This window comes from Parvularcula lutaonensis, from assembly GCF_014651915.1.
In the GTDB taxonomy this organism is placed as follows: domain Bacteria; phylum Pseudomonadota; class Alphaproteobacteria; order Caulobacterales; family Parvularculaceae; genus Parvularcula; species Parvularcula lutaonensis.
Genome location: NZ_BMXU01000002.1, coordinates 315507 through 335719, shown reverse-complemented (window position 1 = coordinate 335719; position 20213 = coordinate 315507). Strand labels below are relative to the sequence as shown.

General features: G+C 62.7%; 19 protein-coding genes and 2 pseudogenes. 2 read left to right on the top strand and 19 right to left on the bottom strand.

Annotated features, from left to right (window positions below; all coding sequences use genetic code 11):
* The 13 genes and pseudogenes from IE053_RS09925 to flgB form a co-directional block, all read right to left on the bottom strand.
* Positions 1-1533: an amidohydrolase family protein gene (locus tag IE053_RS09925; protein ID WP_189575479.1), complete on the bottom strand. Its 1533-nt coding sequence runs from the start codon at positions 1531-1533 to the stop codon at positions 1-3.
* Between the two features lie 76 nt (positions 1534-1609).
* Positions 1610-2692: a flagellar biosynthesis protein FlhB gene (gene flhB / locus IE053_RS09920; protein ID WP_189575472.1), complete on the bottom strand. Its 1083-nt coding sequence runs from the start codon at positions 2690-2692 to the stop codon at positions 1610-1612.
* 10 nt (positions 2693-2702) lie between these two features.
* Entirely contained in the window at positions 2703-3467 is a 765-nt protein-coding gene (locus IE053_RS09915) for a flagellar biosynthetic protein FliR (RefSeq protein WP_189575470.1), read from the bottom strand.
* Complete coding sequence (locus IE053_RS09910) at positions 3460-4110, bottom strand: formyltransferase family protein (RefSeq protein ID WP_189575464.1); 651 nt, start codon at positions 4108-4110, stop codon at positions 3460-3462. The genes IE053_RS09915 and IE053_RS09910 overlap by 8 nt, the downstream gene beginning before the upstream one ends.
* Positions 4107-6173: a flagellar biosynthesis protein FlhA gene (gene flhA / locus IE053_RS09905; protein WP_229786171.1), complete on the bottom strand. Its 2067-nt coding sequence runs from the start codon at positions 6171-6173 to the stop codon at positions 4107-4109. Before flhA ends, IE053_RS09910 begins: the two co-directional genes overlap by 4 nt.
* Positions 6174-6288: 115 nt before the next feature.
* A pseudogene (locus IE053_RS09900) lies at positions 6289-7149 on the bottom strand (NaeI family type II restriction endonuclease).
* Positions 7150-7202: 53 nt separating this feature from the next.
* A pseudogene (locus IE053_RS14670) lies at positions 7203-8168 on the bottom strand (DNA cytosine methyltransferase).
* Between the two features lie 381 nt (positions 8169-8549).
* Positions 8550-9035 (bottom strand): response regulator, encoded by a 486-nt coding sequence (locus IE053_RS09885; RefSeq protein ID WP_189575459.1) that lies wholly within the window; start codon positions 9033-9035, stop codon positions 8550-8552.
* Complete coding sequence (locus tag IE053_RS09880) at positions 9035-10432, bottom strand: CHASE3 domain-containing protein (protein WP_189575457.1); 1398 nt, start codon at positions 10430-10432, stop codon at positions 9035-9037. The genes IE053_RS09885 and IE053_RS09880 overlap by 1 nt, the downstream gene beginning before the upstream one ends.
* 219 nt (positions 10433-10651) lie before the next feature.
* Positions 10652-10924: a flagellar biosynthetic protein FliQ gene (locus tag IE053_RS09875; protein WP_189575455.1), complete on the bottom strand. Its 273-nt coding sequence runs from the start codon at positions 10922-10924 to the stop codon at positions 10652-10654.
* Positions 10924-11232: a flagellar hook-basal body complex protein FliE gene (fliE, locus tag IE053_RS09870; RefSeq protein WP_189575453.1), complete on the bottom strand. Its 309-nt coding sequence runs from the start codon at positions 11230-11232 to the stop codon at positions 10924-10926. Before fliE ends, IE053_RS09875 begins: the two co-directional genes overlap by 1 nt.
* An 11-nt stretch (positions 11233-11243) precedes the next feature.
* Positions 11244-11657 (bottom strand): flagellar basal body rod protein FlgC, encoded by a 414-nt coding sequence (flgC, locus tag IE053_RS09865; protein ID WP_189575451.1) that lies wholly within the window; start codon positions 11655-11657, stop codon positions 11244-11246.
* Between the two features lie 12 nt (positions 11658-11669).
* Positions 11670-12062, bottom strand: a complete 393-nt coding sequence (gene flgB, locus IE053_RS09860; RefSeq protein ID WP_189575449.1) for a flagellar basal body rod protein FlgB — start codon at positions 12060-12062, stop codon at positions 11670-11672.
* A 112-nt stretch (positions 12063-12174) separates the two neighbouring features.
* Here flgB and IE053_RS09855 point away from each other — a divergent pair, with 112 nt between their 5' ends.
* Positions 12175-13629, top strand: a complete 1455-nt coding sequence (locus tag IE053_RS09855) for a FliI/YscN family ATPase (protein WP_189575447.1) — start codon at positions 12175-12177, stop codon at positions 13627-13629.
* A gap of 36 nt (positions 13630-13665) precedes the next feature.
* On the opposite strand, the gene IE053_RS09850 is transcribed toward IE053_RS09855, so the two are convergent.
* Complete coding sequence (locus IE053_RS09850; protein WP_189575445.1) at positions 13666-15732, bottom strand: SGNH/GDSL hydrolase family protein; 2067 nt, start codon at positions 15730-15732, stop codon at positions 13666-13668.
* Positions 15733-15972: 240 nt separating this feature from the next.
* Here IE053_RS09850 and IE053_RS09845 point away from each other — a divergent pair, with 240 nt between their 5' ends.
* Complete coding sequence (locus IE053_RS09845; RefSeq protein WP_189575444.1) at positions 15973-16431, top strand: ASCH domain-containing protein; 459 nt, start codon at positions 15973-15975, stop codon at positions 16429-16431.
* On the opposite strand, the gene IE053_RS09840 is transcribed toward IE053_RS09845, so the two are convergent.
* The 5 genes from IE053_RS09840 to IE053_RS09820 form a co-directional block, all read right to left on the bottom strand.
* Positions 16428-17225 carry a DUF1217 domain-containing protein gene (locus IE053_RS09840; protein WP_189575443.1) on the bottom strand — a complete coding sequence of 266 codons (798 nt, stop codon included), beginning with the start codon at positions 17223-17225 and terminating at the stop codon, positions 16428-16430. The genes IE053_RS09845 and IE053_RS09840 overlap by 4 nt on opposite strands.
* A 28-nt stretch (positions 17226-17253) precedes the next feature.
* Entirely contained in the window at positions 17254-17736 is a 483-nt protein-coding gene (locus tag IE053_RS09835) for a flagellar biosynthesis repressor FlbT (RefSeq protein WP_189575442.1), read from the bottom strand.
* 5 nt (positions 17737-17741) lie between these two features.
* Positions 17742-18194, bottom strand: a complete 453-nt coding sequence (gene flaF / locus IE053_RS09830; RefSeq protein WP_189575441.1) for a flagellar biosynthesis regulator FlaF — start codon at positions 18192-18194, stop codon at positions 17742-17744.
* Positions 18195-18285: 91 nt separating this feature from the next.
* Entirely contained in the window at positions 18286-19590 is a 1305-nt protein-coding gene (locus IE053_RS09825) for a flagellin N-terminal helical domain-containing protein (protein WP_189575440.1), read from the bottom strand.
* Between the two features lie 223 nt (positions 19591-19813).
* A partial coding sequence (locus IE053_RS09820; RefSeq protein ID WP_268249061.1) for a flagellin occupies positions 19814-20213 on the bottom strand: 400 nt, incomplete at its 5' end.

The following is a 20213-nucleotide window of genomic DNA, read 5'->3' as shown; positions in this document are numbered from 1 at the left end:
TTATTCCTCTGTAGGCGTCTCTTCGTCCACGGTTTCGACGTAGCTGTTCTCCGCCGCGGCGCGGGCCTCGGCCAGCATGTCGTCGAGGGCTGCCCGGTCATAGAGCCTTCCTCCCGCGATCACGCCCGCCGGTTTCCTGAGGACGGAGAGGTCCGCGAGCGGATCGCCCTCGACGATTACGAGGTCGGCGCGCAGGCCTTCCCTGATCTGGCCGAACTCCTCCGAGGCATCTAGGAATGCGGCAGCCTTCCGCGTCGCAATGTCGAGGATTTCCTCCTCTGTGAAGCCCGCGTCCCTGAAGCTCGCCATCTCGTCATGGAGCGAGAAGCCCTGGACGATGAAGGGGTTCGGCGTGTCCGTGCCGATCAGGACCGGGGCACCTTCGTCATGCAATATCTTCACGAAGCGCAGCTGCTTGTCCCGTGCGGCGTTGACCAGTTCCGGGGTCAGCCACGGCCTGGAACGATCGGCGCTCCCCTGCCACCAGTCCCGGATGCCCTTCGCCACATAGGCCCCCTGTTCGCTTTCGAAGAAACGCTCCGTATCCATCATGTCGCGGTAGCGGTTGATCGAGACCTCGAGGGTGGCGGAATTGGCGACGCCCTTCTCGGCGAACTTCCGCGCCAGGTCCCGCATCTTATCTTCGTCGGCGGCGGCCCAGCGCTGGAGATAGTCCCTGCGGCCATCGCCGCCCTCGTAACCGTCAGGCAGCAGAGCATTGTGCACGTCTTCGAGATGCTCGAGGCTGTCGACTTCCAGGGCGATCACCTCCTCGACAGTCATGGCGCGCGGGGTGTGGGTGTAGATCTTCATCCCCTGGGCCTTCGCCTCGGCCACGCCGGCGCGATAGATCTCGGGTGTCATGGTCTCGTAGAGCTTCACGGCGGTGAAACCTGCTGCCTTCTGGGCACGGACGGCCCCGCGCATCATCTCCGGCGAGGTGACGACAAGGGACTGATCGCCCCATACCGGCTCGGGCCCGTCGGTCAGCGGGCCGGGCGTGTAGACCCTCGGGCCGGGATAATCGCCATCGGCCGCGCCGCGGTCGAGGCTGACCGTCTGCACCGTGCCCCAGAGGTTGCGCACCGTGGTCACGCCGTTGGCGATATAGAGCGGGCCCTCCGCCTCACCGAAATGGTGGACATGCATGTCGACAAGACCGGGGATGATCGTCAGGCCCCCGGCGTCGATCACGGGCATGCCCCGCGGGATGTCGAGATCGGCGCCAACGGCGCTGATCCGCCCGTCCTCGATAAGGATCGTGCCGCGTGCGATCGGGTCGCCGGCCATGGTGAGGAGGCGGGCACCGGTGAGCGCGAAAGTCCCTTCGGCCTCACCCAGCGCTGGCTTGCGGGCGGGGCTGGCTGGCACCTCTTCGGTTTCGTCCTCCACGTCCGCGGTCTTCTGGCTGGCAACCTTCTCAGGACCCGCAGCGCCTTCGTCATCCCCTTGGAAAATATGCCATTCCACGCCGTCACAGGCAGCAAGAGCGAGGGCGCTGATCCCCAGAAGCGCCGCTGATATCCTGTTCATGAGAAGCCTCCCAGACCCCTGACTGTGACAGGGTCCCAGAGGCTGGCTGGCGCCGCAAGAAGCGCCCGCAGTCGGATCAAAGCGTCAGGCTGCGCTGGCCGGTGCGGTAGACGTAGTTGATGACCTCAGCCACGGCCTTGAAGAATTGCGGCGGGATCGGCTGGTCTTCCTCGATGGCGGCGTGAAGCGCGCGGGCGAGGGGCGGGTTCTCGATGACCGGCACGTTGTGCTCGTTGGCCTTGTCGCGCATCTGGAGCGCGATGAGGTTGCGACCCTTGGCGATGCACACGGGCGCGTCGCCTTCTGACGGGACATAGCGCAGGGCGACCGCGTAGTGGGTCGGGTTCATGATGAGGACCGTCGCGTCGGGGACCTTGGCGATCGAGTCCCGGCGCTTCTTCGAGCGGCGGATTTCGGCCATGCGCTGCTTGATCTGGGGGTCGCCTTCGGTCTGTTTGAACTCGTCCTTGACCTCCTGCTTCGTCATCCGCTGCTTCTTCTTGTATTCCATCTGCTTCCAGATGACGTCGATGACGGCGATCAGCACCATGACGACGAGGACAGCGGAGAGCAGCTTGATGACCATGCTCTGCATACGCAGAGGAATCTGGTTGAGATCGTAGCTCGCCATCGCGGTGAAGTTCTCGAGCTCGTTCATGGTGAAGAGCGCGACCACGCCCGTCACCACAGCAACCTTGGTCAGGTTCTTGCCGAGCTCGACGAGGCTGTCCTGGCTGAAGATCCGCTTGAGGCCCTTCATCGGATTGAGACGCTCGGCCTTCGGCTTGATGCGGTCGACGGCGAAGACCAGCGCGTTCTGGCCGAAGGCAGCGAGAAGGGCAGCTGCTGCAAAGGCGAGGAAAAGCGGCGACATGGCCGCGAAGATCTTGAAGAACAGCTCGCCCAAGACCGCCGTCACGTCATAGGTCGTCTCTTCGACACGGATGTCGTGCACGGACGCCACGAAGGGCGACATGGACGCCGACATCGTCCTGACCAGGGGCGGGCCAGCGAAGGCGATCAGCAGGATCGTCGCGATCATCGATGTGAGGGTCGCGACCTCCTTGGAGACCGGGACGTCACCTTTCTTGCGGGCATCCGCTAGCTTTTTTGGGGAGGGTTCTTCTGTCTTCTGGCTTTCGTCCGGCTGCTCGCTCATGCGCCCTCCATCACGAGAAAGGCGCCGTCAGCCAGGTCGAGAATGCGGCCCGGAATGCGGCAAGCACCGGCCCGATCGCATAGGCGAGGACATACATCCCCCCGAGGATCGAGATCGGCATGGCGACGAAATAGAGAGGCAGCGAGGCGAGCATCCTGTTGGTGAGACCCACGCCGAGGTTGAAGATGAGCGACAGGAGGATGAAAGGCGCTGCCATCTGGACCCCCAGGGCGAAGACCCCGGCGAAGACCTTCACCAGGCCCTCCGCCGCGTCGCCCATATTCGGGAAACCGCCGAGCGGGATCACGTTGTAGCTGATCGCGAGGGCGTCGATCATCAGGTAATGCATACCGCTGACGAAGGTGAAGAGGATCGCGCCGACCACGAACCACGCGCCGAGGATCGAGCTTGCTTCCATGAGCGGAGCGCCCGAGGCGAAGATGTTGGACAGCGAGGTCAGCTGCGAGGTCATCTGGCCCGCGATCTGGGGCGCCGCGAGGAACATCCGCATGGCTCCACCGAAGATCAGCCCGGCGACGATCTCGGAGATCATGGCAAAGATCACCTCGCCAAAGCCGTTCAGGAAAGGCAGGCGATGGGCCACCGTGACGGAAATGATGAGCGAGATCGAAGCTGCGATCCCGAGGCGGATCCGGGGACTGACATAGCTCTCCCCGAGGCCCGGCATCAGCATGCAGATCGTCCCGATCCTGGCAAAGGTCAGGAGAAGCACCGTGAGCTGATCGGACGCCCCAGAGAGCGGTATCTCAACCATGCCGACGCTGCGCCCTCCTGAATTCTTCCAGATGGGGTCCGCATGCCCTCACCAGGCGCTTGCGGTCCTCAGGCAGGAGGTATTCAGAAGCGGTCAGCAAAGCGTTAAGACGCTTATTCGTGCAGTGGTTGTCCGACCATCGCTCCCGCGGAGCGTGTGGCATCGGGCCATCCGTCTCGATGCAGTGGTTGATGACGTCGTTCACCACGGACACCGCGCGGGCGTAGACCTCGTTGCCGAAACCCACGAGATCCGCATCGGACGGGAGCGCAAAACGCGCGACCTGTAGGATGGGGCCTGCATCGACCTTTGCCGCCATTTCGTGTGCCGTGACGCCGAACTCATGGGCACCGTTGAAGATCGCGAAGGTCAGGCCGTGGGCGCCGGGATATTCAGGCGGCCCGGGATGGACGTTGATCGGCTGGGGCCGCAGGCGGTCCAGGATCGTCTTGGGCACGATGACCCCTGTCAGGAAGCTGATCAGCCTTGTCCTGTGCCCGCCGCTCCGCGTTGCGAAGTCCAGCCCCGCGACGCTCGACACCCAGACGGTCTCGAGATCGGGCTTCACGCTGGCGACGTGGGCGCGGAAGGCTTCGCCCTCGGCCTTGCCGCAGAGGAAGATGATCCGCCGGTCGAAGCTCATGCGATCTGGTCCACCGTCTTGATAGCGACCGAGCTGTGCAGCTCATTGTGCGAAATGACGGGCACAGATGGCGCTGCGCGTTCGAGCAGCGAACGGACGAAGGGGCGGGCATCGGCCGAGGTGAGGATCACCGGCATGATGTCCGCGTCCTTGTATTTGTGCAGGGTCGCGCGGGCGGCGGTGATGAACTCCTGCACCTGGTTGGGCGGCATTGCGAAGACACGCTCGCCGCCTTCCCCGCCCTGCAGGCTCTCGATGAAGCAGCGCTCCCAACGGCCCGACAGCGCGATGACCGGCACAAAGCCGTCCTCGCCCTGGACCGAGCTTGAAATCTGCTTCGACAGGCGCTGGCGCACATGCTCGATGATCGGCTGCGGGTTGCGGGTCCAGCCGGTCGCCTCCGCCACCGCTTCGAGGATCGCCGGCAGGTTCCGGATCGACACCCGCTCGGCCAGAAGCCCCTGCAGCACCCGCTGCAGCGCGACCTGGCTCAGTTGCCCCGGCACGATGTCGGAGAGCAGCTTGCGGTACTCAGGCTCCAGCGTTTCGATCAGCTTCTGCATCGCCGAATAGGTCAGGAGGCTCGGCAGGTGGTCCTTGATCGTCTCCGAGAGGTGGGTGATGAGCACGCTGTCAGCGCTGACGACGGTGTAGCCCTTGCCCTCGGCTTCTTCAGCCTGCGCTTCGGAAATCCAGCGCGCGGGCATGTCGAAGCTCGGGTCCCGCGTCGGCTCGCCGGGCATGTCCACATCGGCACCGGTCGGATCGATGGCCATGACGCAGCCGGGACGGACGATGCCCTTGGCCACTTCCACGTCCTGCACGGAAATTCTGTATTCGTCCGGCGGCACGTAGAGATTGTCCTTGATCCGGACGGGGGGCAGCAGGAACCCGAACTCGCTGGCAAAGCGGCGGCGCAGGCTCTTCACCTTGTTCGGCAGGCCGCGCTCGGGGTTCGAGATCATGGTCAGGAGGCGCGAGCCCACCTCGAGCTGCAGGTCCTCGATCTTGAGGCTCTCCTCGGCGGGGATCTCCTTCGGCGCGACCTGGGTCTCCTGCTGCGCTTCGAGGATCGCCGCGGCGGCTTTCTTCCGCTTCGGCATCAGGACCCCGCCAATGGCGATCGCCGCGCCGATGCCGACAAAGGGCAGGAACGGCAGGCCGGGGATGAAGCCCATCACGGCCATCATGCCTGCCACCATGAGGAGCGCCTTGGGATACTCGCCCAGCTGCGCCATCACCGCCTTGTCGGTGGAGCCGACGTTCCGGCCCTTGGTGACAAGGAGGCCCGCGGCGAGCGAGACGACCAGCGCCGGGATCTGCGAGGCGAGGCCGTCGCCAACGGTCAGCGTCGTGTAGGACGACGCCGCCTCGCCCATGGTGATCCCCATCTGCGCAACGCCGACGATGATGCCGCCGATGATGTTGATGAAGACGATGATCATGCCCGCCATGGCGTCGCCGCGGACGAATTTCGACGCACCGTCCATGGAGCCGAAGAAGGCGCTTTCGTCTTCGAGCGTCTTCCGCCTGTCCCGCGCCTCGACATCGTCGATCAGGCCCGCGGCGAGGTCGGCGTCGATAGCCATCTGCTTGCCGGGGATGGCGTCGAGGGTGAAGCGCGCGCCGACTTCCGCGATCCGGGTCGCACCCTTGGTGATGACGATGAAGTTGATGATGACGAGGATCGCAAAGACGATCAGGCCAATGACGTAATTGCCCCCGATCATCAGCTGGCTGAAGCCATAGATGACCCCGCCCGCGGCATCCGTCCCTGTGTGCCCATTGGCGAGGATCAGGCGCGTCGAGGCGATGTTCAGCGCCAAACGTAAGATTGTCGCGATCAGCAGGACGGTCGGGAACGAGCTGAAATCGAGAGGCTTCTCGATCCACAGCGCGACCATCAGGATAAGGATCGAAAAGGCGAGGGAGAAGGTCAGCCCGACATCCAGCGCCCACGCAGGCAGCGGCGCGAACAGCACCACCAGGATACCGATAACCCCGAGCGCGAAGACCACGTCCCGGTTCGAATCATTGCCGATCAGGCGAAGCGCTGCGTCCACGTTTATCGTCCATCTGCGCGTGGGGCAGCTTCTGCCGCCCGGAAAAAGAGGGATGTTCCCGAGCGGCAGTGGAGCGATTTGAGTTTAAAGGGGGTTTATGTGGGGTGGGGCGAGCTTAGTCTGCGAAAGCAAACCGTTTTCGGTGCCGGGTCTTTGTTAAAATGATCTGCGCCTTGGGATCTTGTTTCGACAGGCGGAAAGGTAAGAAATAGTCCTGTCCCAAATCAATCTTGAGCTGCCTCAAAAGCGGTCCGTCCTGCTGTCCTGAGAGAATGACGATACCTTCTGGATGAAGGATATCGCGGGCGCCATGATTTGCCCGTAGTCGCTTCATGTAATCGTGTTGTCGAGCGACCGCTTGGATCGCAGATCGATGGACCGGCTTTTCGAGCATCAGCTTCAGAAAGCGAACGAGTCGATCCGTGCCGCCCTTGGGTTCAAAGATGCTGTTTATCTCGTCGACACCGAATCCCTCCCAAATATTCCTAGGGTAAGGAACGTCCCGAAGAATCCACAAAGCGTTCTCTCGCCCTTCAGCAGACACACCTTGTTTCTGATCTCTATTTTTTCCGGGACGGATGAATGGGGGCACTGCGCGAAGCAGCCCAAGGCTGCATCGCCCGGTGCTTTCGTCAGCAGACGCAAGGATGCAGACGCTGCCGACGGCCTCCGGAGGAATCATCTAACCGGTTCCAACGCTGAACTTGACATCGTGATCGTGAGGGCCAATCCGAAAATCGAGGCGGCCCCGCGGGAAATTCAAAAGTTGACGGAGAGCCGCCTCAACCTTTGTTCCGAGTACCGACTTCTCATTTGATTCTAGCTCGCTTAGAGTCAGGCGCCGCGTCCGCGGCGCATCAATTAATTCGTCGACGGCCTGCCGAAAAATAAATGGAAGTTCTCGAACGAGAACGTCCTGGCCGCCTGCTGCGATCGTAATTGCTCTCTGGATTTCAGGGATTTCGCGGTCCAACATGATCTGCTCCGGCAAGTGCCGCCAGAAGAGACTTCCGTTGGTTTAAGCCGAAACTAAGCCGACCTACGGATAGGATAGAGCAGATGATTTGCCTCGAGCGCAGTCGAGATTTGTTCGGCGACGGCCTTCGCAACGGGCGGAGGGAAAGCGTTTCCAACTTGCCTGTAAGCGCTGGTTTTCTTCCCGGCGAATTGCCACTCACGAGGAAAGCCTTGAATAAGAGCAGCCATCGGCACTGTAAGCCGAGGCATCCCAACGAAATCCCGCTCGGGTTGTTCCGGCGCGATGGACTTTCCGTTTACGCCCAACGTAGCCCATGCGGCGCGTGCACGTGTTGGGCCTAGGTCTGGACCGCCGTGTTTTTTGGAGCCGCCTACCAAGGTCGGTGCAATATCGTCCGCCGCTTGAGCCCACGCTTCCGCACCTCGCCATCCGTTTGACGCCATCAGTTCGTGCAGGGTCTCACCAACGGTCGGTGCGTCAAACGGATTGGGCTCGGGCCATTTGAAGCCATCCGCCGCCCAGTTTTGGAGGCCGACGATAACGACGCGGGGCCGAAGTTGCGGGACGCCGTAGTCAGAAGCACTCAGAAGCCGCCATGCCACTTGGTAATTCATCGACTTCAGTTGTTTACGGAGGCGTTCGCGATAGTCCTCGAACACCGCGCCCATGAAGCCACGAACGTTCTCAATCATGATCGCTGAAGGGCGAACTTGATCGATGATCTCTAGCATTCGTGGAAAGAGGTTCCTTTAGCCTGATTCCCCGAGCTGTTTGCCGGCTACAGAAAAGGGGGGGCATGGAAGCCCTCCCGCCAATAGGTCTGCGCCTTTATAGGGTTCAGGGTCGAAATCGTTCATATCGGCACATTCGACGCGCCAACTTGGACGGTTGAGCAAAAGAGTATCGCATGCGTCTCGATCTATCTCGACCAGACACTCGTGCTGGAAACCAGCAGCCTCAAGGCCGAGGGCCTGACCTCCCGCTCCAGCGCATACTTCCACTGACGTCAGCGGCATGGCTACCCCTCAAAAAAGAACAACTAACGAACATTGGCTACGGGTTCAAGATGGAAACGTTCGGGAGGTTCGCCGATTCGGTCCAGCGCAACTTATCCCCGCCACCCCAGACCTCCCGCATAATCACCCCGCTTCCTCCCATGCTGGGACGGTCCGGACGTCGCGGTTTCTGGTGGGGGGACGGTGCTCGGGTGCTGGCGGGATGACGTCCGTCAGTGGCTCGACGAGAGCTTAAAGTGCTCTGTGGGCCTCTCGCTAAAGCGCCGGGAGCGGACGGTGCGTTCGCGCACATACACATAGACTGGAGCGTGGACGGACCGTCCGCTCCAGTATCCCAGGTTTCCCCGGAATGTCCGCGTGCCTGAGCCCTCTCCTCGTCGGTTAGTTCGCCATCAGGCGGGCGAGCTGGGCCAGCAGGTCTTCGGGCAGGCAGGGCTTCACGCAGACCGCCGAGCGGTTGTAGCGGCGCAGGATCTCCGCCCGCTCGCCGTGACCGGTGTGGAAGAGGAAGGGCACGCCCCGGCTCTGGAGGATGTCCGCAGCGGGGAAGACCTCCTCGCCGTGGAGGTCGAGATCGAGGATCGCGCCGTCGATCTCTTCCGTCGCGAGGATGTTCAGCGCTTCGGACAGGCTGCCTGCCGGACCGATGACATCGGCGGAGGCGTTCTCGAGGGCGTGCTGCATCTCCAGCCCCACGATGATCTCGTCTTCAGCGACCAGGATCCGTTTGCCGGAAAGGGCGGAGCCGTCCTTGTCATCCCCTGTCCCCGGCCGCGAGCCCGCCGATGCGGGGGACCCCGCCGAGAGAAGATAGTCCAGGGATGCAGGACCGGAGGCGATGATGCCGCGGATCAATTGGATGCCCATTACGCTTTCGCCCCCTTCATGCCGTGGCGCGGGAATTCGAGTTCAAACACCAGACCAGCCTCGTTCCACGTCCGGGTTTCCTTCCCGAAAAGCTGGCGGATCGCCGATGTCATCATCAGGGTCCCGAAGCCCCCCGAAGACGAGGCGCGCTCCGGCGGTTTTTCGATTTTCGGTCCGTCGCGCTCCGACCAACGGAGCTTGACGAGTTCGGTACCCTGTTCGGACATGACCGTCTTCCAGGAGAGGTCGACCTTGCCGTTCCGGTCTGAAAGAGCGCCATACTTGCTGGCATTGGTGGCGAGCTCATGGACCAGAAGCCCGACGGGCGTCACCGCCTTCGCAGGCAGCTCGACCGGAGGGCCATCGAACGACACCTTGGTGCGTTCGGCATCGCCATAGGGCGCCAAGGTGGCTTCGAGGAGTTTCTTCATGTCCACCATCTGGAAGCCATGTTTTCCCTGGGAGATCGCATGGGCGAGGGACAGCACATGGATCCTCGCGCGGATCGAGGCAACCACCGCCGCGACGTCGGTCTGGTCGCGTGCAGCGAGCCCGACGATCGACAGGATCACGGCAAAAAGGTTCTTCACGCGGTGGTTCAGCTCCTTGACGAGGAGCTCCGACGTCTCCCTCGACCGGCGAAGCTCGTCGGCTTCCTTCGCCGCGGCTTCAACGAAGGCCGCGCGCCGCTCAAGCCAGACGGCAAGACCGACAGTGCCGACGATGATGAGGGCGAGGATGAAAAGAAGGGGACGCGTCACGCTCTCCGTCCGCTCCGCCCGTGCGACCGAGGCGCCAAGAGCCATTTCCTCCTGCGTCTCCAGTCTGGTGATCGAATCGCGGAACTCTCCCATCAGATCCTTGCCCAGCCCAGAATTCACCACGGTCATGGCTTCCTCATGCCGGCCTTGGCGGGTCAGGCTGACTGTCTGCTCGAGTTCGGCCAGCTTCTGCTCCGCGAGGGACCGGAGCTGGCCCAGCGTTGCTGTTTCCGCTTCGTCCGTCCCGCCACCCATCGCTTCGGACAGTCGGTCGATCGCCGGGACCCAGGCCCGCGCGCTATGGTCATAAGGCTCAAGATACGACTCATCCCTGGTGAGGAGGTAGCCACGTTGCCCGGTTTCGGCATCGACCCCGGCGCGCAGGGCCTCGCGCAGCAATTTCAATGTGTCTCTGCTGTCCTCGGCATGGAGCCGGGCATCGCGCTCAACGCTGCGGGTATAGATCAAGGCGACGCCGGTGAGGATCAACGACAACGCCCCCAGCGCGAGCAAAAGTCTTGATGGTGCCAACATGTCGGGGAACCATTTCCGTGCCCAGATCGCGGCCCTTGGCCTCATGGTCGTATCGGACATTTCAACGCGTTCCTCGGGCAAGAGCCGTTTATTCGCGGGCATTTAGGTCGCGATAGCTTCGAGGCCACGGCGAAATCAAAGGGATTGCGCTGACGGGAATTCTCAAACGAACGGGTCTTGTGCCTCCTGATGGAGGCTACCCGTGAGATTGCGCCAAAGGCAATGGCGTTGATCGCCGGAGAGCCTGGCTCGCCTTGATTCGCGCCCTTCGCGTTGTTCCGGACTGTCTTCCGGTTCCGGGACGGCAAGGAGCAGCGCCGGTTACGGCGCCTGGTTGCGGATGATCTTGTCGCCGACCAGCGAGGCGTAGTTCGAGACCTGCTGGAAGGTCAGCGGCAGGCACAGCACGATGGTCAGGAAAATGGCCGCGAATTTCGGCACGAAGGTCAGCGTCATCTCCTGCACCTGGGTCAGCGCCTGGAACAGCGCGACCCCGAGGCCCGTGACCGTACCCGCAATGAGGGGAGGACCGCAGATGATCATTGCGGTGATGAATCCCTCACGGATGATCTGGATGACGTCCGCTTCTGTCATTAGACAGGCATTCTCATGATTTCCTGGTAGCTCTCAATCATTTTGTTCCTGATTGCGAGCGCCGTCTCGACAGCCAGCTCGGCTTTCACCGTGGCCTGAACGACTTCCTGAAGAGAGGCCTGGCCATGCATCGCCGCCATCGAGGCCTGCTCCGATTGCTGCACGGTCTGGACCTGCTGCATGGCGGTGGATTTCAGCGCCTCGGTGAAGCTCATGGCCGGTGCGGCCTTGAGGTCCGTGGCGGCTGCGGGGCGGAGCTGGACGCCGCCGACCTGGCTTGCGTTAATCGCTGCAGTGGCTTCGATCATCGTCCGTGTCCTTAGCGTTCGAGGAGAGCCAGGGTGGCCATGGCCATCCCGCGCGCCTGTTCGATCACGTTGAGGTTCGCGTCATAGGAACGCGTCGCCTCGCGCATGTCGGTCATTTCGATCAGCGGGTTGACGTTCGGCACCTTGACGTAACCGTCCGCATTAGCCGCAGGGTGGCTGGGGTCGTAGCTGAGCTTGAAGTCCCCCGGATCGGTGCCGATCTTCTTTACCCCGACAACGTCCGCGCCGAGATGGCGGTCGAAGGTCGGCTCGAAGACGATGGTCTTCCGGCGGTAAGGATCGGCGCCCGGCGCCGAGCCGAGCGAGTTCGCGTTGGCGATGTTCTCCGAGACCATCCGGACACGCAGGGACTGCGCTTCAAGGCCGGAGGCGGCGATCTTCATCGTGGCGGAAATGGCGTCCATCGGTCAGATCCCTTAGCTGCGCGTCGACAGCACGGCTTTCAGCATGCTGACGTGCTTCTTCATGAGCTGGGTGGTGAGCTGGTAGTCCCGGCCATTGTCCGCAGCCTTGATCATCTGCTCTTCCAACGTGACTTCGTTGCCCGAGGGGGCGACCTCCCAACCCTGCACGCGTGTATCTTCACGGAAAGTGGTGTTGCCGAGATTTGCGACCATGTGGTTGCCATGGGTGGCGAGCATGCCCGCAGGCTTCACGGTGCGAAGGGCTTGCGAGAACGTCTTGAGGTCCTGGGACTTGTAACCCGGCGTGTCCGCATTGGCGACGTTCTGTGCGAGGAGCGTATGACGCACGCCAAGATAATCCATCTTGTGGGTCATCGTCTGGAACAGGCTGATACCGTCGATCATGGTGCGGGAATTCTCCTCACGCGGGGTCGCTCCCGGTCAGGAAATCAGCGGGCGTTTAAACCCGGATAAAAGCGATCGGGTCAAACCGGGCGTGCTTTCAGAAGGAGAGCCCATGAGCGAGAGAAACGCCGCCAGCCGCGCCATCGACGAGGCAGCCTCGCGCCTGCGTGGCCTGCCGGGTCCTGTGTGGGAGGGCGAGATTGCTTCCGCCCTCGGAATGGTCCTCAAGGTCCGTGGCCTTTCGGGCGTCCTGTCTGCTGGCGACCTCTGCACGGTGGAGCGTCGCAACATGAGCCCGCTCAACTGCCAGGTCGTGGGTGTCGAGCAGGACCATTCGCTGCTGATGAGCTTCGCCGACACCGAGGGCGTCGCGGCCGGCGCGCGCGTGACTTTTCCCGAGAAGAGGTTCCGCATCCGGGTTTCCGATGGCTGGCTTGGCCGGGTGATCGGTCCGATGGCCCAACCGATCGACGGCAAGGGCCCGCTTCCCGAGGGTCCATTTGCAACGCCCCTCAAGGGCACGCCGCCGCCCGCCTTCTCCCGCCGCCGGGTGGGCGACATGGTGGAGACAGGGGTCAAGGCGATCGACGCTTTTACCCCGATCTGCCGGGGCCAGCGGATGGGCATCTTCGCCGGCTCGGGTGTCGGCAAGTCGACGCTACTTTCGATGCTGGCGCGGTCGAGCGCCGCCGATGTCAACGTCATCGGGCTGATTGGTGAGCGGGGGCGCGAGGTGCAGGAATTCCTGCAGCGCGACCTTGGCGAGGAGGGGCTTGCGCGGTCGATCGTCATCGTGGCGACCTCGGACGAAAGCCCGCTCGCGCGGCGCCAGGCGGCTTACCTCACCATGGCCGTGGCCGAGGACCAGAGGAAGCGAGGCCGTCACGTCTTCTGCATGATGGATTCGGTGACCCGCTTCGCCCATGCGTTGCGGGAGATTGGTCTTGCCGTGGGCGAGCCGCCTTCGGCCCGCGGCTTTCCCCCTTCCGTGTTCGGAGAGCTGGCGCACCTGCTCGAGCGCTCCGGTCCCGGCATGGGCGAGCAGGGTGACATTACCCTCGCCGCGACGGTGCTGGTCGACGGCGATGACCATGAAGATCCCGTGGCGGATGCCGTGCGCGGTATCCTTGACGGGCACCTGAAGCTGACACGGACGATCGCGACGCGTGGGCGCTTCCCGGCGATCGACGTGCCCGGATCGGTCTCGCGGCTCGCGCCGGACTGCTACCCCGACCCCGCAGACGCCGAGGTCGCGGCGGAGGCCCGGCGGCTCATGTCGGTCTATGAGGAGAAGCGGGACATCATCTCGATCGGCCTCTACAAACAAGGTTCCGACCCCGAAACGGACCTTGCAGTAGAGAAGGTTCCGGGCCTCGAGAAGTTCTGCAGCCAGGATCGCCACGAAACCGTGCCCGCCAAGGAGGCCATGGACAGGCTGTACCAGCAGCTGCGCGGTGGCCGCGCCGGGCAGGGTGGCGCTCCGCAGCCGGACGAAGCCGGAGCGGGAGCGCCAGTCGGTGGCGGGCTCAGGCGAATGCCGCCAGCCGAGATCGTCGAGACGCCATAAGGCATCCCGACGCCAGGGGTCCTTGGAAAGGGGTCCTCAGAACCGCCAGGCCAGGTTGACCTCGACCACGTGATCCGTACGGGCGGCGGTATCGACCGCTGCCGCACGGGCTGCGAAGGTCATGGTCTCGCTGGTCATCAGTTCGAGGCTTGCCGAGCCGAAGACGCCCATCCGCTCCGCGTTGCCGAACGGATTGCGCAGATTGACCGCGTCCGGAACGACGCCAAAGAGAAGCGCGTCACCGACAACAGAGGCATAGCCGAGCTCATCACTCGTGCCCGCAACCGGGCCTGCTTCGAGCGTGAAGCGGCCGAGGCCCAGCTTCTCGGGAAGCGCGGTTTCGGCCCTGATGCCCGCATATGCGGAGAAGCCCTGGATCGTCCGGTCACCGACCGATCGGTCAAGCAGCCCCTGGCTACCGCTTTCGTCGAAGGCTTCAAGGTCAAGCTCCGTGCTCGCGACGCGGGCGATGCCGTGGAGTTCCACCGGGCCGAAGGCCTTGGTGTAGTCGGCCTCGACGACAACTTCACGCATGGACGAACGGCTGCTGCTCGTCACCACTGGCTGGTAGACGAAACCTGTCTGGCGACGGCTTTCCTGGTCCGTGACGGTGTTCGTTGCCGACAGGGTGTAGGTCATCGGGCCATGGAACATCGTGCCATAGAGGGTCAGCGACTGGGTTTCGTCATAACTGTCCGTGGTCAGCCGCTGGCGGCTGAAGCTGCCGCGGGTCATCGCAGCGCCCATCGCCATGGTTTCGCCAACGAGATAGTCAGCACCCATGGTGAAAATCGCCTCGCCCGGTGCGAGGCTCAGGCTTCTCGGCACCATCTGCCGGGCGGCATCGAGCTGCCTGCCTGCGGCGAGGAGATCGCTCCATGAGCCTTCGGAGAAGCTGAAGACTGACAGCTTGCTCGCGCCGAGCTCGACCCCCGGAAGGGTCTGGAAGCCAAGCCCGCCATTCTGGCCAGCGAAGCTCGCCGACTGGAAGGGATCGATTAGCTGGCCCGATCCTGTGAGGCCGAGCTTCAGCGCCTGCACGCGGCTCGTGACAACCCGGCTCGACGTGGTGCTCACCTGTTTTGACGAGGCGGAGCGGGCGAGAGGCTCGGCATAGCCGTAGAGCTTGGCGTTGAAAGTGGCGATGGCGAGATCCGCGACGATGGCATGGGCCGGCGAGGTCGGGTGGATATCGTCGTAGAAGAGGTATCCGCGCGGACAGGCCGAAAGCTTCAGCCCGTCGCCGAGGCAGTTGCCTGTCGTTCCCGCCCCCGGCTGGACATTGGTGAAGCCGTAAACACCGCCGCCATTGAAGAGCGCGTCCTGCCGCACAAGCTCGAAGAGCCGCGCCGCAGGCACCACCGCAAGGATGCTCCCAGGATTAGCGGCTTCGTAGGAGAGGGCGCGGTCGCGAAGCAGGCTGTTATGTGCCTGGGACAGAGCGTTGAGCGCGAAGCGGTCGCTGGTGAGGATGTTCGCGGGCGTGTCGCCGACATTCGGAACGTCGAGCAGGAAGAAATACCTGATCCCGCCATCGTCTATGTAGTCGATCGCTTGGAAGATGTTGTTCACGACCCGCGTGAAGTCTGTTTCGCCAGCGAAATAGTCGTTTCCGCCTGCGGATATTGTGGCGTAGTCATAGCGGCTTGACCGGAATGTCCGTCCAAAGAAGCTCTGGTCCCGGAAGTGTTTCGCCTGATCGACGACGCGGAAGGCCGCGAAGTTCGACAGGAAGCCGAGGCCTGAAAGAAGCCCGGTATCGACATCGCTGCTTGGACGCCCTGACAGCGCACCGCCATGGGCGAAGTTGTAGGGCTTCGACGTCCTCGTGAAGTACGGCCCGATGAGACCGGCATTGAGCCTCTGCAGCTCCCCTGTCGAGCGCCAGGAAAGATAGTCGGTCCACAGATAGCCATTGGAGAACCGGCCGTCGAAATAGTCCCCGCCTGCAGCAATCCCGAGCGTGAGATTGTTGACGTTACCCGTGTCCGACAGGCTGTCGCCGAAGCTGTAGACCTGTTGCGCTTGGGCGCCCGTGCAGGTCGCAGCAAGCGCAGCGCCCGCGAGAAGAGCCCCGCGGAGTCTCCTTTTCGTCAATCCCATGACTGAGTTTGCCTCCCGACTTCATTGTTGTTGCAGGAAGAGTGCGGCACGCAGCCATTGCGACAAGGCTCTTGCGCCGCAGCATGCTTTCGGAGTCGAAACCGCTTCGAGGTCGCAGAGGTTTCAGCCATCCGTGCGCGGAATTCCGCGCCTGCGAAAGATGCCTGGAGCTTGCGGACTAAATCACAAGAATTGCTCTTCGCGTTTGCACATCACAGTTTCTGCAGCGATATCAGGGTCATGAATGACAGCGTCCGTGCCCTTTGGGCCGTCTACAGATCAAAAGACCCTGCTGCGCCGGGCGAGCCTCCGGCCGTTCTCCATTTCTGTGACAACGAAAAGGACGCTGATATCTGCGCGCGCCTGGTGGTCGAGGGGCGCAAACGCGCCACAGCCTGTTCTCTCGCCGAGCTTGCCATCACAGGGGATCCTGTTCCGAAGCCGGGCGACCTCGCGGTGGTCACGGACTGGGCAGGGGAGGCGCAATGCGTGATCCGCACGCGGTCGGTGCAGATCCGCCGCTTTGACGATGTGGACGAGACGTTCGCTCGCGAAGAAGGCGAGGGCGACCTGACACTCTCATGGTGGCGCGAGGCACACGAGGCCTACTACCGCCGCGTGCTGGAAGGCTCGGAGCACAGCTTCTCGGGCGATCTGGAAATCGCCTGCGAGCGTTTCGAAGTGGTTCTGAAAGCCTAGAACAGGTTCCGGGCGCTGAGCGTCGAGGGATCGATGCCAATGATGCCGTTGCCGCCACCGCCGCCGCCATCACCGAAGATACCGAACAGGGCGAGGGTGTTGGACACCGGGCCCGACGTGCCGTTCTTGATATCGTATTGCAGGGCAAAGCGCTGCAGGAACTTATCGAGCTTGGCCGGGTCCTTGAAGTCCTCGATGTCGAAGCGGTCTTCGAGGAGGATCTTCAGACGATCCGGGTTCTGGGTCGCCACCGCATCAGGCAGGCCAAGGGCAGTGAACACCACCTCCCGCAGGGCCTTGTCCCCGAGGACGGAGAACCAGTTGGACACGCCCGGTAGCTTGCGCTCGCCGTAAACGGCGAGGCGCACGGCGATGTTTTCCTCGCCAAGGCGCTCTTCGAGCTGCACGCGCTCATACTTGTCGATGACGCCCTCGACGAATTCCGGATTCTTCACGTTGAAGTCGCCCACCTCGGCAAAGGCAAAGGCGCGGGCGAAGTTGTTCCACTTGCGATCGACGAGCTGGTTCGACAGGGCCTTGGGATCCTCGACACCTTCTTCCAGCACCTTCTTGACGAGGGCGCGGGCAAAGATCTGGCTCTCGAGGTCGAAGGCCGTCAGTGCAAAGCGGTAGAGGCGGTCATCATTGACGAACTCCTCGGCCGTGGAAATCTTGCCGATATTCTCGCGGAAATACTGGGACTCGCGCGCAACGACAGGATCCTTCTCGATTGCCTCGACGCGGCGATCGAAGGTTTTTTCGACACTGAGATAGTTCGTGTAGGTCGAGACCATGGTTCAGGTTCCTATCGCGGGGGCTCGTTCAGTGGGCCGCTTCGAGACTCTTTCCGCCCAGGCGTTCCTGAGCTGCGGCGTGGAAGGCGCGGTTTTCCGCCTCCAGTTCCTTGGGAACGTCACGTTCGTTCGCGGCTTCCGCGGGCGTGAGCTCCAGAAGCGGGTGCAGCTTCACGAGTGCTTTGTAGAAGTCGCGCAGGTGGACCATGTCCATCGCTTGGAGGAGCGACGCGCGTTCGTCGTCGCTTTCCATATGGGTGAAGACGAACGCGCCGAGCTTGGACGCATGGCGGAGCATCTGGTCGTCGCAGCCCGAGATCAGGAGCATCTGGATCGCGAAATAGAGTCGGCGGATCGGCGTCTTGGCGTCTTCAGGCTGCAGCACGTATTTGCCGCGAAGGACCTGGCCGAAGCTCGAGACGGTGATCGTGTTCCTGCGGTCACCATTGGTCAGTACGCAACCATTGACGATGATCCGCTCATGTGGACGCAGGCGAAGTCGAAGGCCCATCGCTGTTATCCCGCTGCTTGCTGTTGTGGCTGCTCGGGTTCGGCAGCTTGGTCGGCAGCCGGAGCGGCGGCCTCGGTTTTCTGTTCCGGCTGCTGGCCCGCGAGGCCCCGGATGATGTTGCGGTTGATTTCGAGAAGTGGCTCGATCGTTTTCTGACCGGAGATCACCTCGGGGGTGTGGCGGTCGACAAAGAGAGCCAGGGAAATGATCCCGGCCTTGAGCTGCGCGGGAAGCGGATTGTCCTTGTAGGCGCAGTCGAACATCAGCTCGCCCCAGAGCTTCTGGTTCCTGCTGAGTGCGTCGAGTGCTGCCGTGGAGAGGGGGAACTTGTCTTCCCGAGAGGCGCGTTCCAGCTCGCCGGTCACTTGGAGGAAGACCTTGCGCTCGATCTCGCGCGGTTCCTCGGTCTCGGTGATGGTCTGTTTGTAGGCCTGTTTCGCCCGTGCCCTGCCGTACATCTGAACTGTTCTCGTCCTTATAATCTTGGCTTCTACCGAAGATGGGGTGATGCCCGGGGAAGACCCCCGGGCATCGAAGTCAGTCTACCGATTAACGGAAGAGCGAGAGGAGCGTCTGCGGACGCTGGTTGGCGATCGAGAGAGCCTGGGTCGCCAGCTGCTCTTGCACCTGGAACGACTGCAGACGGCTCGATTCTTCCGTCAGGTCGGCTTCCGTCAGCGCTGCGACACCCAGCTCGAGGCTGTCCGTCAGGTCGCTGAGGAAGTTTTGGCGGCTGTCGAGGGTCGATTCGAAGACACCCACGACGGTCGAGGCGATGTTGACGCGGCTGATGAGCGAGTCAGCAACCACAAAACCGGCCTGGACGTTGCCAGTGGCCGGGTCAGCGACTTCGATCTGGCGAGCAACGGCGCGGAAGCCGGAGTCGTCAGCGAAGGCGCGGAGGTTCTGGTCGGAGAAGACCGCACGCTCGAGGATTTCCTGGGCCGAGCCGAACGCGATACCGCCAGCGGTGACCGTACCCGTGCCGTACTCAGCTTGCGAAGCTTCGTAGTCGAGCGGGGCGCCAGCACCCGGAGCCGCCGTGATGTCGGCGATCTGGATGACGTCCTGCGAGGTGTCCGAACCGATCTTGCCGAGGTTGGTGGCGGTGATGCCGACCGAAGCCAGGAAGTCGATGTCGTCCTGCGTGCCGTAGAAGGTGAATTCGTTGGCCGCTTCCGTACCGCCTTCAGCGGTCAGGATGGAGTCGGTCTGACCAGCAAGGTCAACAGCGCCGTCGCCATTGACGTCGAGACGGTCAGCGAAGCCCGAGTTGAAAGCCGCATAGAGGCTGTCGAACTGGGTCTGGGCCTGGGCAGCGGTGTAGGCGCCCTGGGCAACACCAGCGAGCTCGATGGAGTCGAGGTTCTGGCCCTGCAGGGTGAACGTCGACAGCTCGAACGAGCCGTTGTCGCGGGTGATCGTCGTGGTGATCGTGGTGGTGTCGGTGCCTGCGAGCAGGTTCACACCGTTGAACGACGTGGCGTCGATCTGGCCTTCGATCTGCTCGACGACCTGGCCGATGGCGAACTGAACTTCGTTCAGCGCGGTACCGGTCTGGGCGGTGGTGAGCGCCGACTGGATCTGGTTGATGTCTTCGGTGATGCCGTTGAGGCCAGCCGAAGCGGTTTTCGCCGTGTTGACGCCAACCGTGAGGTTGTCTTTCAGGCCGTCGAGAACGGCGACGTCGCCTTTAACGGTCTGGGCGACGAGGAAGAACGCCGGGTTTTCTTTCGGCGAACGCACTTTCAGGCCGGTCGAGATGCGGTCCTGGGTTTCCTGAAGGTTCGACTGAACCGTGCGAAGGGTGCGAAGTGCGGTTTGCGCAGACGCGTTGGTCAGCAGTGATGCCATGATTGGGCTCCTTGGGTTCTCAAGTTAGACAGGAGCGCCTTCTGACGCCGAAAGCAGTGCGGTCCCTCACGAACCGCGTGCACCGACATCTGTAGAGAAGTGAGATTAAGCGCGGGTGAAACCACAGTTCGATTTTCCGCGGGCGGATTAACCACGTTGAAAACGAAAAAGGCCCCGGGGAAGAACCCCGGGGCCTCCATCATCTGGGAGAATTCCCTGACGATTAACGGAAGAGCGAGAGGAGCGTCTGCGGACGCTGGTTGGCGATCGAGAGAGCCTGGGTCGCCAGCTGCTCTTGCACCTGGAACGACTGCAGACGGCTCGATTCTTCCGTCAGGTCGGCTTCCGTCAGGGCAGCAACGCCGAGCTCAAGGCTGTCGGTCAGGTCGCTGAGGAAGTCCTGACGCGAGCTGAGGGTCGATTCGAAGACACCAACGATCGTGGCCGAGATGTTGACGCGGCTGATCAGGGTGTCGGCGACGACGAAGCCAGCTTGGACGTTACCGACGGCCGGGTCAGCGACTTCGATCTGGCGAGCAACGGCGCGGAAGCCGGAGTCGTTCGAGAAAGCGCGGAGGTTCTGGTCGGAGAAGACCGCACGCTCGAGGATTTCCTGGGCCGAA

What these genes read in the sequence shown, in the direction of transcription:
- IE053_RS09925 (WP_189575479.1), bottom strand. Translation starts at nt 1,533, where the DNA reads ATGAACAGGATATCAGCGGCGCTTCTGGGGATCAGCGCCCTCGCTCTT.
- flhB (WP_189575472.1), bottom strand. Translation starts at nt 2,692, where the DNA reads ATGAGCGAGCAGCCGGACGAAAGCCAGAAGACAGAAGAACCCTCCCCA.
- IE053_RS09915 (WP_189575470.1), bottom strand. Translation starts at nt 3,467, where the DNA reads ATGGTTGAGATACCGCTCTCTGGGGCGTCCGATCAGCTCACGGTGCTT.
- IE053_RS09910 (WP_189575464.1), bottom strand. Translation starts at nt 4,110, where the DNA reads ATGAGCTTCGACCGGCGGATCATCTTCCTCTGCGGCAAGGCCGAGGGC.
- IE053_RS09885 (WP_189575459.1), bottom strand. Translation starts at nt 9,035, where the DNA reads ATGGGCATCCAATTGATCCGCGGCATCATCGCCTCCGGTCCTGCATCC.
- IE053_RS09880 (WP_189575457.1), bottom strand. Translation starts at nt 10,432, where the DNA reads ATGCCCGCGAATAAACGGCTCTTGCCCGAGGAACGCGTTGAAATGTCC.
- IE053_RS09875 (WP_189575455.1), bottom strand. Translation starts at nt 10,924, where the DNA reads ATGACAGAAGCGGACGTCATCCAGATCATCCGTGAGGGATTCATCACC.
- fliE (WP_189575453.1), bottom strand. Translation starts at nt 11,232, where the DNA reads ATGATCGAAGCCACTGCAGCGATTAACGCAAGCCAGGTCGGCGGCGTC.
- flgC (WP_189575451.1), bottom strand. Translation starts at nt 11,657, where the DNA reads ATGGACGCCATTTCCGCCACGATGAAGATCGCCGCCTCCGGCCTTGAA.
- flgB (WP_189575449.1), bottom strand. Translation starts at nt 12,062, where the DNA reads ATGATCGACGGTATCAGCCTGTTCCAGACGATGACCCACAAGATGGAT.
- IE053_RS09855 (WP_189575447.1), top strand. Translation starts at nt 12,175, where the DNA reads ATGAGCGAGAGAAACGCCGCCAGCCGCGCCATCGACGAGGCAGCCTCG.
- IE053_RS09850 (WP_189575445.1), bottom strand. Translation starts at nt 15,732, where the DNA reads ATGGGATTGACGAAAAGGAGACTCCGCGGGGCTCTTCTCGCGGGCGCT.
- IE053_RS09845 (WP_189575444.1), top strand. Translation starts at nt 15,973, where the DNA reads ATGAATGACAGCGTCCGTGCCCTTTGGGCCGTCTACAGATCAAAAGAC.
- IE053_RS09840 (WP_189575443.1), bottom strand. Translation starts at nt 17,225, where the DNA reads ATGGTCTCGACCTACACGAACTATCTCAGTGTCGAAAAAACCTTCGAT.
- IE053_RS09835 (WP_189575442.1), bottom strand. Translation starts at nt 17,736, where the DNA reads ATGGGCCTTCGACTTCGCCTGCGTCCACATGAGCGGATCATCGTCAAT.
- flaF (WP_189575441.1), bottom strand. Translation starts at nt 18,194, where the DNA reads ATGTACGGCAGGGCACGGGCGAAACAGGCCTACAAACAGACCATCACC.
- IE053_RS09825 (WP_189575440.1), bottom strand. Translation starts at nt 19,590, where the DNA reads ATGGCATCACTGCTGACCAACGCGTCTGCGCAAACCGCACTTCGCACC.